General features: G+C 32.1%; 10 protein-coding genes. 7 read left to right on the forward strand and 3 right to left on the reverse strand.

Features of this window, described 5'->3' with window-relative positions; all coding sequences use genetic code 11:
• Positions 1-17: 17 nt before the first annotated feature.
• Positions 18-2972, reverse strand: a complete 2955-nt coding sequence (locus D1815_RS16575; RefSeq protein ID WP_233557594.1) for a TonB-dependent receptor — start codon at positions 2970-2972, stop codon at positions 18-20.
• Between the two features lie 125 nt (positions 2973-3097).
• Here D1815_RS16575 and D1815_RS16580 point away from each other — a divergent pair, with 125 nt between their 5' ends.
• Positions 3098-4156: an endonuclease gene (locus tag D1815_RS16580; protein ID WP_027394525.1), complete on the forward strand. Its 1059-nt coding sequence runs from the start codon at positions 3098-3100 to the stop codon at positions 4154-4156.
• A gap of 55 nt (positions 4157-4211) precedes the next feature.
• On the opposite strand, the gene D1815_RS16585 is transcribed toward D1815_RS16580, so the two are convergent.
• Positions 4212-4493 carry a hypothetical protein gene (locus D1815_RS16585; protein ID WP_027394524.1) on the reverse strand — a complete coding sequence of 94 codons (282 nt, stop codon included), beginning with the start codon at positions 4491-4493 and terminating at the stop codon, positions 4212-4214.
• A 117-nt stretch (positions 4494-4610) separates the two neighbouring features.
• Positions 4611-6446 (reverse strand): sodium:proton antiporter, encoded by a 1836-nt coding sequence (locus D1815_RS16590; RefSeq protein ID WP_027394523.1) that lies wholly within the window; start codon positions 6444-6446, stop codon positions 4611-4613.
• 415 nt (positions 6447-6861) lie between these two features.
• On the opposite strand from D1815_RS16590, the gene D1815_RS16595 reads away from it, so the two are divergent.
• The 6 genes from D1815_RS16595 (at position 6862) to D1815_RS16620 (ending at position 16383) form a co-directional block, all read left to right on the forward strand.
• Positions 6862-7722, forward strand: coding sequence for an MBL fold metallo-hydrolase (locus D1815_RS16595; RefSeq protein WP_118388311.1), 861 nt, complete (start codon positions 6862-6864; stop codon positions 7720-7722).
• A complete protein-coding gene (locus tag D1815_RS16600) occupies positions 7706-9409 on the forward strand; it encodes a S8 family peptidase (RefSeq protein ID WP_118388313.1) in 1704 nt (567 codons plus the stop codon). The genes D1815_RS16595 and D1815_RS16600 overlap by 17 nt, the downstream gene beginning before the upstream one ends.
• 6 nt (positions 9410-9415) lie before the next feature.
• The gene (locus tag D1815_RS16605) at positions 9416-11248 is read left to right on the forward strand and encodes a M1 family metallopeptidase (RefSeq protein WP_118388315.1); all 1833 of its coding nucleotides are present in this window, start codon (positions 9416-9418) and stop codon (positions 11246-11248) included.
• Between the two features lie 256 nt (positions 11249-11504).
• Entirely contained in the window at positions 11505-14237 is a 2733-nt protein-coding gene (locus D1815_RS16610; RefSeq protein WP_027394519.1) for a T9SS type A sorting domain-containing protein, read from the forward strand.
• Positions 14238-14341: 104 nt separating this feature from the next.
• The gene (rnpA, locus tag D1815_RS16615; RefSeq protein WP_027394518.1) at positions 14342-14722 is read left to right on the forward strand and encodes a ribonuclease P protein component; all 381 of its coding nucleotides are present in this window, start codon (positions 14342-14344) and stop codon (positions 14720-14722) included.
• Between the two features lie 38 nt (positions 14723-14760).
• On the forward strand, positions 14761-16383 hold the full coding sequence (locus D1815_RS16620; RefSeq protein WP_118388317.1) for a S41 family peptidase: 1623 nt from the start codon (positions 14761-14763) through the stop codon (positions 16381-16383).
• Positions 16384-16392 lie beyond the last annotated feature (9 nt).

Raw genomic sequence — 16392 nt, forward strand, 5'->3', positions numbered from 1 at the left:
TTTTGTTGTGTTCATCATTAAAATCTTACGTATACATTAAGGTAATACGAAGTACCAAATCCATAAAAGTATCTAGGTCCAAAAACAGGAGTTTCTCTCTGAGATTCTTCTACAGCCAATCTATAATTTGCATTTCTAGCTTGCTCAAAACCACCCGTTCTGTATTGCTTATCAAAAATGTTATTAATCGTTGCAAAGAACCCTATGTAATAATCTTTTACTCTCCAAGACTTACCTCCTACTGCATTAACTAATATATAATCATCAAACTGCTCTTGTCTTAATAAATCTCTTGCAATACTATCATCATAGTCATTAAATGGTAATCCATCCACATCTTGATTAAAGTTTGATGTTCTTGCAAAAGGGCTAACATCTATATAAGCATTAGAAAAGTAATTAGCTGTAGTACCAAACCACCAGAAATTAGGATCTCTATACTCAAAACCTAATTGTGCTGCATTCTGTGGACCACCAGCAATACGATAATCTTTTAACGCTGATTTACCCTCGTAACGTGTACCATTCAACCCTTCGGTGATTGACTCTCCTAAAAATGAACTACTGGTACTTGCTAAAAATAAGTCAGGATTATTAGCATAAGTAAATTGACCTATTGCCGCAGCTCCTTTTAATTTAATCGTTGGTGTTATTTGATATTCTATTCCTAATTCTGCTCCAAAGTGTTGTTTATCTATTCCTGTAAGAATCTCCTGAACAAAACCTACATCAGAACCAGAAATTGCTTGAGTAAAAAAGAAAGATATATCAGTAGCATCTTCTATTTTAGTATAATATCCTGTCAATCTTGCTTTCAATTTAGGAGTTCTTAAGATATAACCAACATCAATAGATTGTACCTTTTCACTTTCCTGTGTTCCTGTAATAGATTCTTCTGCCTCTATTAATTGCGCAATTGTTCTATTGTTTTGTCTTGAATTAGCAAAAGAGTTACGAATGGTTGGAGCTTTTGTAAAATAAGTTCCGTGAACATCTATTAGATTTCGTCCATTAATTTTATAAGTAAAACCTCCTTTAGCACCATAATTAGTGAAATCTAATTTGTCACTTTTTCCAAAAGAACCTAAACGCCCTTCGCCAGGAAAATATCCATTTTCAAACAACCCTGTTCTCTGGTAAGTAGTTTGAGAAATATTTCCTCCTAAAAAGAAATCGATTTTATTAGTTTTAAACTGAGCCTGCGCAAAACCGCTTACAACATCTGCATCAATCTCATAATTATAATCATACCTATCACCTACACCAACTGTACGGTTACGATTACGTAAATCACTTTGTGCTCTATCCGCCAATTCTTCTGGTGTAAAACCAAGATCTACCGGCACATCGTTATCAATATTTGTCCCAAAAGAATCTACATCTAAAAATCTTGTTCCTCCTAATAAATCAAGAACTTCTGCAAAATTTTCGCTTTTTAAAGTCCTATAATTAATAGCTCCATTAATACTAATATTATCTGTAATTTGACTATTTAAAATAGAATTGAAACTCCATTGTGTATCGTCAATTCTATCTTCGTATAAAATATAAGTAGCATTAAGTCCTTGTTGCGCATTTAATTGATTTGCTTCTATTAACTGATTCCAATTTAACTGCCCATCTCTTACAAATGCTTGCTGTGCTAAGAAAGCATTTTGAAAATCAAGTGGTGTCGGATTTGGATCACTCAAGAAAGAACTAGGTAAGTAACTTTGATGAATTGGATTCGTATCTCTACTAGCTCCAGCTCCTGTATATGTTTCCTGTCCATTAAAATTAACCAAGTCGGTTCCTCCATTGTCCAAACGGCTATTTCCTATTTTACCTGTTTGGTATCCTACATTGGTGTTCAAAGTAGTTTTATCAGTGATATTCCAGTAATGATTTAACATAAATACTGGTTCCTCGATTTCACGTACTCTGGAGTTCTTCTTTTCTCCATCAAAATACCCCCAATTTGGGTTATATTGTCTTCCTTTTAACCTAAATACTTCTTCAGTTATTGCAGTAGACCTTCCTCTTCGATTAGGTGTATAAAAACTGGTAAGGTTTATACTATGTTTATTATTAATCTTTTTCTCAACAGAAGCAAAGATAGAATTCGCATCATACAAAGTTCCTTCAATATAGCCTTCATTACCCATTCTACGCGCTAATGAAACCGTATATGCCCAACCATTACTCATTAATCCAGAGCTATAACTAGCCATCATTCTACCAGTATAACTTCTGTTAGAAGCGGCATAAGATATTCTACCTCCCTGACGATATTGAGAAGCTCTCATAATAATATTTGTTGCTCCAGCAAGATCTCCAAATGTATAGTCGTTAGCAGAAATTCCCATAGAAAACTCCTGATTACGCTGTACATCATTCAATCCACCCCAATTACCCCATTGAGGTCTACCATCGTTAAGTTTATTCATCTCAATCCCATTGATAAGGACTTTTGCATTTTCATTTCCAAGACCTCTTGGGCGAAAAAATGTAGCACTAAAATCAAATGCTGCTGCACTAAGAAATACATCTCTTGATGCTTGTAATAAACCTGATACATTCGCAGACGCATCATCATCGCCTTCATCTAGTTCATTATCCGTAAGGCTAATGGTACCTATTTGGATTTGTTCTTGATTTACATCATAATCTAGATCTATCGTTTTTAGATCTAAAACACTGCCTTCATTAATAACAATAGGATAACGTTTTGTGATATATCCATTTTTAGATAAAACCGCAATTTGTTCTCCCAAAGGTAATTGAACACTCCCAAAATTAAACTCTCCTGAAATATCAGTCATAGTAGAAACCTCTGTTCCTTCAATAATAACTAACACTTCCGAAAGATTTTCATTTGAAGATGCGTCAACAATTTTACCTTTCAATCCTGTTTGTTGTCCATAAGACATCCCAACAGAACTTAAAAAAATCATTAAAAAGAAAAGATTCTTTTTGAGTTGTGACACTTTCATTAATAGTTGTTTTAGTTAAAAAATTAACATTTCTGCCGCGCAAAAGTACATGTTTTAAATAGAAAAGCTAATTTTGGCTCAAAATTTGGATTACATTTTACAATAAGTTAATAATCAATTAGATAATGAAATTAAAATATTTGCTTACCATAACATTCTTATTATGTCCTTTGCTTGTTATTTTTTGTCAAGAAAAGAAAACGTACAAAGTTAACACAATTGCTTTTTATAATGTTGAAAATCTTTTTGATACCGAAGATGATCCTATAACCTATGACGATGATAGAACACCTAATGGAAAAGATCATTGGACTGAAGACATCTATAAAGATAAGCTAAAAAATATGGCTAAGGTAATTTCTGAAATAGGTGCCGATGTAACAAAAAATGCACCTGTAATTTTAGGAGTAGCAGAAATAGAAAACAGAAAGGTACTTGAAGACTTAGCTAATGAACCTGTGCTTTTACCAAAAGATTATGGTATAGTTCAGTTTGATTCTCCAGATCGAAGAGGTATAGATGTTGCGTTATTATATCAAAAAGCATTATTTAGACCAATCAATACCAGTAAACACGAGTTATTGATCTATAGCTCAAATGATCCTACTAAAAGAGTATATACCAGAGATCAATTATTAGTTAGTGGATACCTCGATGGGGATTTAATACATGTTATTGTAAATCATTGGCCATCAAGAAGTGGAGGTGAAGCTAGAAGCCGACGTAAAAGAGAAAAGGCTGCTGAATTAAATAAGAAAATTATTGATTCACTTTTTGATATAGATCCTTATGCCAAAGTTATAACTATGGGAGATCTTAATGATGATCCTGATAACTCTAGTGTAAAAAAAGTACTGGCAGCTAAAGCCGAAAAAGAGGATGTGAAACTAAAAGGATTATATAATCCAATGTATAACATGTCTAAAAAGGGAATAGGATCTCTTGCTTGGAGAGATAGTTGGAATTTATTTGATCAAATTATTATATCTAAGGGATTACTTGATAAAGATTATAGTTCCTATAAATACTATAAAGCAGGAGTTTATAATAAAAACTATCTGGCTAATCCAAGAGGTAGGTATAAAGGATATCCGTATCGAAGTTTTGCAAACGGAGCATATACTGGAGGTTATAGTGATCACTTTCCTGTTTATGTGTATCTCATAAAGGAAAACAATAAATAACGATTAATAAAAAAAGAGGCTTAATAGCCTCTTTTTTTTTATAACTCTTTTAATACTAGTCGTTATCTAGAGTAGAACAATCTGGTAAATCAGCTAAAATTCCATCGAAAGCATCATCTCCACATTCGTTACTTTTATAAGATTCGATTGCAGTTCTTGCAGCTTCACATAAAGATGTAGAAGATGTATTAGCTTCATAGGCATCAATAGAAACTTGTACTGTAGCACGCAAACTATCTCTAGCTGCATCACAAGCAAAATCTACTACATCATCTTCTCCACAAGAAGTTAATCCTAAAGCCATTCCAAAAACGGCAACAAACATAAGTTTTTTCATAATTTGGGTTTTAAAAATTTAAATTTTAAAAAGTCGAATATAGAGTATTAATTTATTATTAACAAAAAATTCTGTTAAATTTGTGTTGTTTGACGAAAATTCTTACTTTTCATCGAGTTAATTGATCTCTTCCACGTCAATAGGCTTCCCAATATAAACTAAAAAACTATCCCCATTAATTTCCTCCATCTTTTCGCTATATGCAGATATAATTCTAATTGTATTAGCGGAATCTTTGATAAACAAAGGAATAATATCTTCATCTTGTTTAATTAAATTGATTAATGAATCGTAATGAGATTTATCATCAATATTAATTTCCTGGATACCTGGATACTTTTCGGCTAAATTCATTAACTTATCATAATCATCCGTATGAGAAAACAAACCTTCATTAGGGTTATTTTCTGGATCATTCATTTCTTCAGAACTAACCAACCTAAAAGACCCATTTTCTCCAAATTGATCTTTAAATTGATTAATAGCAAACTTATTAATATCACTATTTCCTGTAAGTGCCATTAAAAAGCCTATATCGTTTAATTCTATATTGTTTTTTAATTGATCATTATAAATACTTCCTTCTAATGCGTCTAAACCTAAACTTTTGGCCTTTTTAATATTTTCTCGATTACTGTCTACTAATACTACGTGTCTTTGATTACTCTTAAGATATGTGGCTATTAATCGTGAAACTTTTGATGCTCCAATAATTAAAATCCCTTCAGATTTTGTAAGAAATACCCCAGCAACTTTAGCAAACAATCTTGCCGTTGTTGCATTTAGAAGAACCGTTCCTAATACAATCATAAAAACTAATGGTGTAATATACTCTGCCTCTGGCACTCCATTTTTAGCAAGTTTTAGACCAAATAATGAGGCAATACCTGCCGCTACAATTCCTCTCGGTCCTACCCAGCTAATAAATAATTTTTCATTAATCTTAAGTCCCGAATTAATTGAACTAAGAAAAACACCTAAAGGTCGGACAATAAAGACGACAGCTGCAAAAAGTAAAATAGCATTCCAATTGAATATTAACTGTAATTCTTCAATATTGATATTGGCCGACAGAAGAATAAATAATATCGAAATTAACAACACACTCAATGATTCCTTAAAATATAATAACTCTTCAAAGTTAGGAAGGTTAATATTACCTAATACCATACCCATTACCACTACGGATAATAAACCTGATTCATGCGCAAATACATCTGATAATACGAAAACACCTAACACTACTGCAAGGGTGAAAACATTTAATAAATAATGTGGGATTATTTTTTTCTTAATTCCAAAAGCCAAGCCATAAGCAAAAGTGAAACCAAAAGTGAAACCAAATAAAACTATTTTACCGAATTCTATAAAAGCTTTTTTCGTAAATGCCTCTCCTTCTCCAACACTTATAAATTCAAAAACCAAAACAGCCACTAATGCTCCAATTGGATCAATAAGAATTCCTTCCCACTTTAATACAGCAGAAATGTCTTTTTTTAATGGTATATTTCTTAAAATAGGGGTTATTACCGTAGGGCCTGTTACAATAATTAAAGAAGAAAATAAAAATGATATTGGCCAACTTAAGCCGAAAATAAAATGAGCTGCCAATCCAGCTCCAAAAAAGGTTACCACAACGGCTACTGTTATTAATTTAAGAATTACGGGGCCAACATTTAGGATTTCATCTCTTCTTAAAGTTAAACCTCCTTCAAAAAGAATAATGCTAATGGCTAAAGAAACGAAGTAAAATAAACTTTCTCCAGGAAATAATCCTTCTACTCCGTTATAAATAGGTTGTATTAATTTAGTGCCATCTACTGTGTATAAAGTTGCAACCGGTCCTACCAAAAGTCCAATTAAGATAAGAGGTAAAATTGCTGGGATTTTAAATTTCCAAGCCACCCATTGTGCTAAAATTCCTAATATGATTATACCCGCTAATTCTACCATGCTTTTACTATAATTATAATGATTAGCAAAATATGAGATTTTTTTTAGAAATGCATATCTCTCATCAATTTTATAATTAGGAAAATTAACAATCTGTTCCGTTCTTATTTTTTAGACATAACTGTATTGAACAAACTTTTAGATTATAAGTTTAAAATCGCTACTTATCGCAGTTTCATTTTCTGATAATAGTAATAATAACAGTTACCGATCTATGATAATGATAGATTTCTTTGATTACCATTTAATCCTTATCCACGTCAAAGTAAAAGAAAATAAAGTTCTATTTAATATATTATTGCGTTAGAAAAAATTATTTATCGGATCAATTCTGATGAAATATTGTTAAAAAGTCTACAAATTAAATCCTGATCCTTAGCATTTTTTCTATTTTGCAAAGATTTTTATACCAATTATGAAATTACATGCTGTAAAAGCAGGAAACTTTAAACTTGATGGTGGCGCCATGTTCGGCGTCGTTCCCAAAGTCCTGTGGAACAAAACAAATCCAGCTGATGCTAATAATCTAATAGATATTGCTGCAAGATGCCTATTAATTGAAGATGGAGATCGTCTGATTCTCATTGATTCTGGAATGGGAGATAAACAATCAGATAAATTTTTTGGATACTATTCTCTTTGGGGAGATGATAATTTAGATAAGTCTCTAAAAGAAAAAGGGTTCAATAGAGATGATATTACAGATGTTTTTATTACTCATTTACATTTTGATCATTGCGGAGGTGTGGTACAATGGAATAAAAATAAAACTGGTTATGAATTAGCATTTAAAAATGCTAAAGTATGGAGTAATGAAAATCACTGGAGTTGGGCTACAGAACCTAATGCCAGAGAAAAAGCTTCTTTCTTAAAAGAAAATATTCTTCCTATTCAAGAAAGTGGACACCTTCATTTTATTTCTAGAACAGGAGAAACATTTCAAAAAAACACTGAATTAGGGTTTGGCGTATTATTTGTAGATGGTCACACAGAAAAACAAATGATCCCGCACATAAAATATAAAGAAAAAACAATTGTGTTTATGGCAGACTTATTGCCTACAGCTGGTCACATTCCATTACCTTATGTTATGGGATATGATACTAGACCATTATTAACATTACCGGAGAAAAAATTATTTTTGGAAAATGCGGCCTTAAATAATTGGTATTTGTTTATGGAACACGATGCACATAATGAAATAATTACTGTACAACAAACCGATAAAGGTGTACGATACAAAGAAACTTTTACTTGTAATGAAATATTTAATTAAAAATTCTATGATTCCCAAGTCTAATAAATTACTAATTGCTTCAATAACATCATCCATTATATTAAGTAGTTGTGGAACTCCAGCTATAGTGTCCACTCCTATAGAAAATATTGATTCTATTCCATTAAAAAATATAGTATTAACCGAGACTCAATTAAAAAATTGGAATGCTAGTGATCTAATAAAAGATACAATACCCGGAATGAGTGTTAACAGGGCGTATGATGAACTAATCAAAAATAAAGTTGGTCAAACGGTTATCGTTGGAGTTATTGATAGTGGTGTTGACATTGAACACGAAGATTTAGACGATGTGATCTGGACTAATCCTAAGGAAATCAAAAATAATGGAAAAGACGATGATCAAAATGGATATATCGATGACATCCACGGTTGGAATTTTTTAGGAGATTCTGAAAATGAGAATCTTGAATATACCAGAATCGTTAAAAAATTAAAACCAAAATATGAAGGGAAAAATCTAGCTTCTGTTGCTTCTTCTGATAAAGAAGAATACCAAATGTATATAGAAGCTAAAGCCGATTTAGAAAAAGAGTATCAACAAGCTCTTGGTAGTAAAAACCAATACGAACAGATTTTACAACAAGTAAAACCTTCTCATAAAAAGATTAGCGAAGTAATTGGTAAAGAAAATTATTCGCAACAGGAACTTCTTGCCGTAAAAGCGGATACACCAGAAATGCAACAATACATTGCTTTGCTTTCTCATATGTTTGGGTTTTTAGAAGAAGGAGAGACCATACCAGATTTTATCGAAAACCTAAGTGGTGGTGTAGATCATTTTACGGAACAATTAAACTATCATATCAATGTAGAATTTGATGGTAGAACTAAAGTTGGTGATAATGTAGATGATATAACTGATACTAATTATGGAAATAATAATGTTATGGGTCCTAATCCCGATAAAGAAGGGATAAAACACGGAACTCACGTCTCTGGAATTATAGCATCTGAGCGAAATAATGGGAAAGGAGTTAATGGTATCGCCAAAAATGTAGAAATAATGGCAATTAGAGCAGTTCCTAACGGTGATGAATATGACAAAGATATTGCTTTAGCGATTCGATATGCTGTAGACAATGGAGCGAAAGTTATTAATACAAGCTTTGGAAAATACTATTCTACACACCCAGAATGGGTTAGAGACGCTATTAAATATGCTGGGGAAAATGATGTGTTGATTGTTAATGCTGCTGGTAATGAAGGGTTAGATTTAGATCAAAAACTTGTATATCCAAATGATCAAATTGATAATTCATCTGAAATTTCTAATAATTTTATTACAATAGGAGCTTTAAATTATAAATACGGATCTAATCTTGTAGCGAATTTCTCTAATTATGGAAAAAACAATGTAGATGCATTTGCACCTGGGGTTAAAATATGGGCCACAACCCCATCTAATACATACGAATATCTTCAAGGAACATCTATGGCTGCACCTGCAGTTTCTGGTGTTGCCGCTCTTATTCGATCTTATTATCCAAAATTAAAAGCTTCTCAAGTAAAACAAATATTAATGGATAGTGGATTAAGTACAACTGCCACCGTAATAATAGGGGGTGATGAAACTAAATCTAATAAATTTACAGAATTATCTAAATCCGGAAAAATGGTAAATTTATATAACGCTTTGATTTTGGCGGAAAAACTATCAAAATAAAACAAAATGATCTCTAAAATAATTTCAATTGGATTCTTAATATCCGTTTTAGGTGTTTCAGCACAAAACAATACAAGTTATTGGCAACAACACGTTGATTACAAAATGAACGTGGATATGAATGTAGAAAATTTCCAGTATAAAGGAACACAAGAACTTGTATATACAAATAATTCACCTGATTCATTATATCAGGTCTTTTATCATCTTTATTTCAATGCATTCCAACCAGGAAGTGAGATGGATGTTCGCTCTAGAAATATTGAGGATCCAGATCCTAGGGTAATGGATAGAATTAGTAAACTTACTCCAGAAGAAATAGGATACTTAAAAATATCTTCTTTAAAACAAAACGGAAAAGAAGTAACTTATGAAATAGCCGGAACTGTCTTAGAAGTAGAACTCAATGAACCTATTGCTCCTGGAAAAAAAGTTACTTTTTCCATGAATTTTGATGGCCAAGTTCCAAATCAAATACGTCGTTCTGGACGCAATAGTAGTGAGGGCGTAGCATTATCAATGACTCAATGGTATCCTAAAATGGCTGAGTATGACTTTGAAGGCTGGCACGCAGACCCTTATATAGCTAGAGAATTCCATGGAGTGTGGGGTAACTTTGATGTTACTATAAACATTGATAAGAATTACATTTTAGGAGGATCTGGATATTTACAGAACCCACAAGAAATAGGATATGGTTATGAAAAACCAGGGACTAAAATAAAACGCAAAGGAAAAAAACTTTCTTGGCACTTTATAGCTCCTAATGTCCACGACTTTACCTGGGCAGCAGACCCAGAATATATCCATGATACAGTTCAAGTTCCTGATGGACCAGTACTTCATTTTTTATACAAAAACAAAGAGGAATATCTAGAAAACTGGAAAAAATTACAACCTAAGTCTGTAGACTTAATGAAATATTTTAGTACTACAATTGGAAAGTATCCATATGACCAATATTCTATTATTCAAGGAGGAGATGGAGGAATGGAATACGCAATGTGTACTTTGATTACAGGAGGAAGAAGCTTTGGAAGTTTAGTAGGAGTTACAGCTCACGAAATGGCTCATGCTTGGTTTCAACACATATTAGCTACAAACGAAGCCAAACATGAATGGATGGACGAAGGTTTTACGAGCTACATTTCTACATTAGCAATGGATAAAGTAATGGAACAAAACAAAAATAATCCAATGACAGGAATGTATCGAGGATATTTTCAATTGGCTACTTCTGGTATAGAACAACCTCAATCCACACATGCTGACCGTTATACAAGAAATGGAGCATATGGAGCGTCTGCATATGCTAAAGGAGCGGTTTTTATGGCACAACTTGGTTATGTAATAGGAGAAGAAAATTTATCAAAAACAATCCATAGATATTTTGATGAATGGAAATTTAAGCACCCTACGCCTAATGATTTTAAACGAATAGCAGAAAAAGTATCAGGAATACAACTAGATTGGTATCTTACAGATTGGACCCAAACTACAAATACAGTAGACTATGGAATAAAAGAAGTTTCGGAAAAAGGGAATACCACTTCAATTACATTAGAGCGTATTGGACTAATGCCAATGCCTGTTGATTTGTATATAGAGTATATGGATGGAACCAAAGAATCCTTCTATATCCCACTAAGAATGATGAGGAAAAATAAAACTAATCCATTTCCTAAAATGAATCGTACAATTTTATCTGATTGGACTTGGACCCACCCGAACTATTCACTGGAAATATCTAAATATAAATCTACTATAAAGTCAATTGAAATTGACATTACTAAACAAATGGCAGATATAAATATCAACAATAATAATTTCTCTCAATAAATAATAATTCCCTAAAATATTATAAAGACCCTTATATAATTATATATATAGAGGGTCTTTTTTTTTGAATATGATCTTAACTCATTTAGTGTTAAATAAATGAGATCATTGTTTTTTTGTTAAAAAAGCCCTTATTTTGGCTATCTTTAATGTTTTATTATGATTTTTTAGGGTTTTATATTGCTTAACTGTTATATCTAAAATGTTAGAAAGTATTATTTAAATAAAAATTGTCAGAATAATTAAACTATTACGTATGAAAAAAAGAAAATTACTAATACCTATTTCAGTAATTTTGATTTCCCTTGTTGTATTTCTTACTTATTTTAGTAAAGATGAAATTAACAAAAATCAAGCTGTTAAGGAATTTGTCCCTTTTAAAAAAGAAGGAAAAAAGAAAGGAAAAACGATGGAAGAAAGGCGTCGTTTTGCAGAAGAAAGATGGAAACATGAATTTAATATTCAAGCAAATCCTTCAACAGGTATAATACCTGCTGAAGAAAAGCAAAAAGAAATAGTTATTTCTAGTGATCTATCGATTCAATCTAAAAACTCTAAAGCAGCTAGTAATGCTTCTTACATATCCAGAGGCCCTTCTAATCTAGGAGGTAGAACACGTTCTTTAGTAATTGATAGAGGCGATGCAACAAGTAATACAATAATCGCTGGTGGAGTAAGTAGTGGAGTTTTTAGAACTACTGATGGAGGAGCAAGTTGGACTAAGGTTTCTTCAAATAATGAAATTCATAATGTAACTACTATTGCTCAAGATCCAAGAACTGGGTTTGAAAATATTTGGTACTATGGAACAGGAGAAAGTCAAGGTAATAGTGCTTCCGGAAACGGAGCTACTTTTTTAGGTCAAGGAATTTGGCAATCTACAGATAATGGTATAACTTGGAATCAAATGCCTAGTACTGCCTCAACTCAAGAAGCAAATGATTCTCCTTTTGATTTTATGTATAAAATTGCTGTACATCCAATTACTGGTGATTTATATGCTGGAGCTGGTGGGGCAATTAGAAGATTTGATGGCAGCACTTGGAATGTTGAATTAGATTCTGGTGGTAATTTCTTTTCTGATTTAGCAATTACCAGTACTGGAATTGTATATGCTGCATTTTCCGGATCTTCTTCGAGCACTGGTGGTGTATGGAGATCAGAAAATGGAACTGATACTTTTACAAGAATTGGTTCTAATACTGACCCTGGTTTTGGTGCAAGTGGTAGAACAGTTCTTGCAATTGCACCATCTAATGAAAATATCGTATATACTCTATTTACGGTATCGGGATCATTAATAGAAGCTGGTCTATGGAGATGGAATGATAGTGGTACAGGAACTTGGACTGATTTTTCTACTCGAATGCCAGATGAACCAGGTGGTGATTCATCCGGAAATGATCCAATTGCAGTACAAGGTGGATATGACCTTGTTGTCAGCGTAAAACCAGATGATGAAAATTTTGTAGTTATAGGTGGAACTAATGCATATAGAGCATCAAATATTACTGATTTTGTCCAATTTACTAGAATTGGTGGTTACAGAGATAATTCGGGTTATAGTTTGTATAATTTAGGAGGAGGAGCCCAACACCATCCAGATATTCACGCACTTGTTTTTGATCCTAATAATCCAGATATTTTATTTAGTGGTACCGATGGAGGAATTCATAGAGCTGACGCCACTGTAGCAACCGTTGGATGGACAAACTTAAATAACAACTATCAAACATATCAATACTATAATGTAGCAATAACCCCGAATAGTGGATCCGATATTGTTATAGGTGGTGCGCAAGATAATGGAACTACAGCAGGTGGTACTGATTTTGGAAGACCTGATCTTACATCCATGTCTAGTGTAGCAGGTGGTGATGGTGTTGCGGTAGCTATTTCTAATGATGACACCTGTCTTCCATTCTTTTATGGTTTTCAAAATGGGAGAATGTTTAGAGATTGTCCTAATGGACAAGAAATTACACCCGATGGATCTAATAGCCAGTTTGTCACGTATTTTTATTTAGATCCAAGCAATAATAATGCGTTATATTACGCTGGTAGACAAAATCTTTATAGAACTACAGAATCCAGTGCGGTTGCATCAGATAGTTGGGCAAATATGGGTACTATGAGTTCAGCTACCAATTCAAGCGGTCCTGCAAATGAAAATATTACACAATTTTCTGTTACTTGGGGTGCTTATGATGCTTCAACAAGTTATTTATTAATGGGAGGTAGTTCAGGAAGTTTGGTTAGATTAGATAACCCTCAAGGTGCTTTTGGATTAGGTAGTACTGTAGATATTACACCAGCTCAAGCAAGAACCGACCGTGGTTCTGTTAGTGGTATAGCAGTTCATCCAAACAATAGAGATATAGTAATGGTTACTTATTCTAATTATGGTATAACGAATATATACATAACTAACAATGCAACTTCTGCGACCCCATTATGGACTATAGCTGAAAGAAATTTAGCAGATTTTTCTATACGATCTGTCAGTATTACAGAAGTTAATAATGAAACAAGATATTTTGTAGGTACAGCTAGAGGTTTATATAGTTCTACTGATCCAGTTAACGAAGATTGGGAAATAGAAGCACCGAATCAAATTGGTTTTGCTGTTGTTAGTGCAATGGCTTATCGACCAGCGGATAATAAACTTTTAATAGGTACTCATGGTAATGGTATGTACGAAGCAACTATAGAAACATCAACACTTTCTGTAGATGATACCGATCCTTTAGATTCTAGCATATTAGCTTGGCCTAATCCTGCTAATAATGTATTAAATGTAGTAGTAGAAAATTCACTTTTAGAAAATCGATTAGATTATAAAGTTTTCAGTATTAACGGAAAACAATTAAAAAATGGTGTGCTAAATAATGATAAACAAATTAATGTAAGTGATTTAGCTCAAGGTAATTATATTTTACAATTAAACTCTGCTTCTGAACAAAAAGCAATCGTTTTTATCAAAAAATAGATTACTTAAATTTTTAATATTAAAATCCGGTGCTAAACCAATAGTACCGGATTTTCTGTCTATAAAATATTCATTTCAAATCTTATCTGTACTTTTACTGCCTCATGAAAGCGACTTTTAGTACAAATGAAAAACTTAAAAGTAAAAAGGAAATAGAGCTCCTTTTTTCTGAAGGCAAATCAATTGGTAAATATCCTATTCGACTTATTTATAGAAAATCTATTTCAGAAAAAAACTTACCAATTCAAGCAACTGTTTCCGTTAGTAAACGAAATTTTAAAAAAGCAGTGGATCGTAATCGTATTAAACGTTTATTAAGAGAAAATTATAGAAAAAATAAGTATCTTGTAGACAAGAACACTACCCATCACTTTACTTTTATGTTTTTATACACCGGCAATAAAATGCCGGATTCTATAATTGTTGAATCTAAAATAAAAGAAATATTACAAAAGTTCAGTAGTAAAGAAATTGAAAACCAATAATTTTCAACCTATTATTACTAGTAATAAAGATCCATAATATGAAAAAGAAAATTCTTTATCCTACTCTTGCACTTGTTATACTACTATCAACAGTAAGTTTTAAATCTGATTTTTTCGAAATTGCTAAACAGATTGAAATTTTCACTACCATGTTTAAAGAATTAAACATGAATTATGTGGATGAAACAAATCCTGCAGAACTTATGGATACTGCGATTAAGGCGATGTTAGACGATCTTGATCCATATACTAAATACTGGAATGAACAAGATGTAGAAGCTTCTAAAATTAGAAACGCTGGAGAATATACTGGAATTGGAGCTTCTGTAAAAACAGTAAAGGACAAAATAATTATTGTAGAACCTTATAAAGATTATCCTGCTGATAAAGCTGGTCTTAAAGCCGGAGATGAAATCATTAAGATTGGTGATGTAGTTGTGTCAGATTTCGAAGAAGATGCGGGAGAGCTTCTTAAAGGAGCTAGTGGAACTAAAGTAGAAATTACATACAAAAGACAAAATCAAACAAAAAATACAATCCTAAGTCGTGAAGAAATTGAAGTAAAAGCGGTTCCATTTTCTACTTTACTTGATGATAATACAGGATATATTGTTTTATCTAAATTTAATAACAAAGCATCATTAGAAACCATAGCTGCATTAAAAGACCTAAAAGCAAAAGGTGCTGATAAAATAATTCTAGACCTTAGAGGTAATCCAGGAGGATTACTTAGTGAAGCTATTAATGTTACCAACATATTTGTTCCAAAAGGAGAATTAATTACAACTACTAAATCCGTTGTAAAGAAATATAATAAAGAGTATTTCACTAAAAAAACACCTATTGACACCGATATTCCTTTAGTAGTTTTAGTAAACGGTAGAAGCGCCTCTGCTAGCGAAATTGTTGCAGGAAGCATACAGGATTTAGATAGAGGAGTTGTTATAGGTGCAAGAAGTTTTGGAAAAGGATTAGTACAACGTCCTAAAAAATTAACTTATGGTACACAGTTAAAAATAACAATATCACGTTATTACACACCCAGCGGAAGATGTATACAAGCTTTAGATTATTGGAATCGTGATGAAAACAACAAGGCTGTAAGAATTAATGAACAAGATTTTAAAGCGTTTAAAACAAAAAACGGAAGGACTGTATACGATGGTGGTGGTATTCAACCAGACATAGAAATGGAAACATCTAAGTTTAGTAATATAACAACATCATTACTTCAGTCAGATGCTATATTTGATTATGGAACAAAATACTACTATAATCATCAAAATATAGATGTTAGCAATTTTAAATTCACAGATAAAGATTACGAAGATTTTAAAAATTTTGTCAAAAAAAGTGAATTTAATTATGAAACAGATACAGAAAAATCGCTTAGAAAATCATTACAAGTTGCTAAAAAAGAAAAATTAGATACCGATATCTCTGAAAGTTATAATGCATTACTTGCAACTATAAAAACTTCTAAAGAAAAAGGATTAGATATCTATAAAACTGAAATTAAAAACTTACTTACAGATGAAATTGTAAAACGTTACACATATCGAGAAGGATTATATGACTATTATATTACACATAATCCAGAAATTAAAAAAAGCAAGGAAATTTTAGGAAATAAAACCAAATATGATAAAATCTTAGAATAAATAAATTCC

This window comes from Aquimarina sp. AD1, assembly GCF_003443695.1.
In the GTDB taxonomy this organism is placed as follows: domain Bacteria; phylum Bacteroidota; class Bacteroidia; order Flavobacteriales; family Flavobacteriaceae; genus Aquimarina; species Aquimarina latercula.

What these genes read in the sequence shown, in the direction of transcription:
- D1815_RS16580 (WP_027394525.1), top strand. Translation starts at nt 3,098, where the DNA reads ATGAAATTAAAATATTTGCTTACCATAACATTCTTATTATGTCCTTTG.
- D1815_RS16590 (WP_027394523.1), bottom strand. Translation starts at nt 6,446, where the DNA reads ATGGTAGAATTAGCGGGTATAATCATATTAGGAATTTTAGCACAATGG.
- D1815_RS16605 (WP_118388315.1), top strand. Translation starts at nt 9,416, where the DNA reads ATGATCTCTAAAATAATTTCAATTGGATTCTTAATATCCGTTTTAGGT.
- D1815_RS16620 (WP_118388317.1), top strand. Translation starts at nt 14,761, where the DNA reads ATGAAAAAGAAAATTCTTTATCCTACTCTTGCACTTGTTATACTACTA.
- D1815_RS16595 (WP_118388311.1), top strand. Translation starts at nt 6,862, where the DNA reads ATGAAATTACATGCTGTAAAAGCAGGAAACTTTAAACTTGATGGTGGC.
- rnpA (WP_027394518.1), top strand. Translation starts at nt 14,342, where the DNA reads ATGAAAGCGACTTTTAGTACAAATGAAAAACTTAAAAGTAAAAAGGAA.
- D1815_RS16600 (WP_118388313.1), top strand. Translation starts at nt 7,706, where the DNA reads ATGAAATATTTAATTAAAAATTCTATGATTCCCAAGTCTAATAAATTA.
- D1815_RS16610 (WP_027394519.1), top strand. Translation starts at nt 11,505, where the DNA reads ATGAAAAAAAGAAAATTACTAATACCTATTTCAGTAATTTTGATTTCC.
- D1815_RS16585 (WP_027394524.1), bottom strand. Translation starts at nt 4,493, where the DNA reads ATGAAAAAACTTATGTTTGTTGCCGTTTTTGGAATGGCTTTAGGATTA.
- D1815_RS16575 (WP_233557594.1), bottom strand. Translation starts at nt 2,972, where the DNA reads ATGAAAGTGTCACAACTCAAAAAGAATCTTTTCTTTTTAATGATTTTT.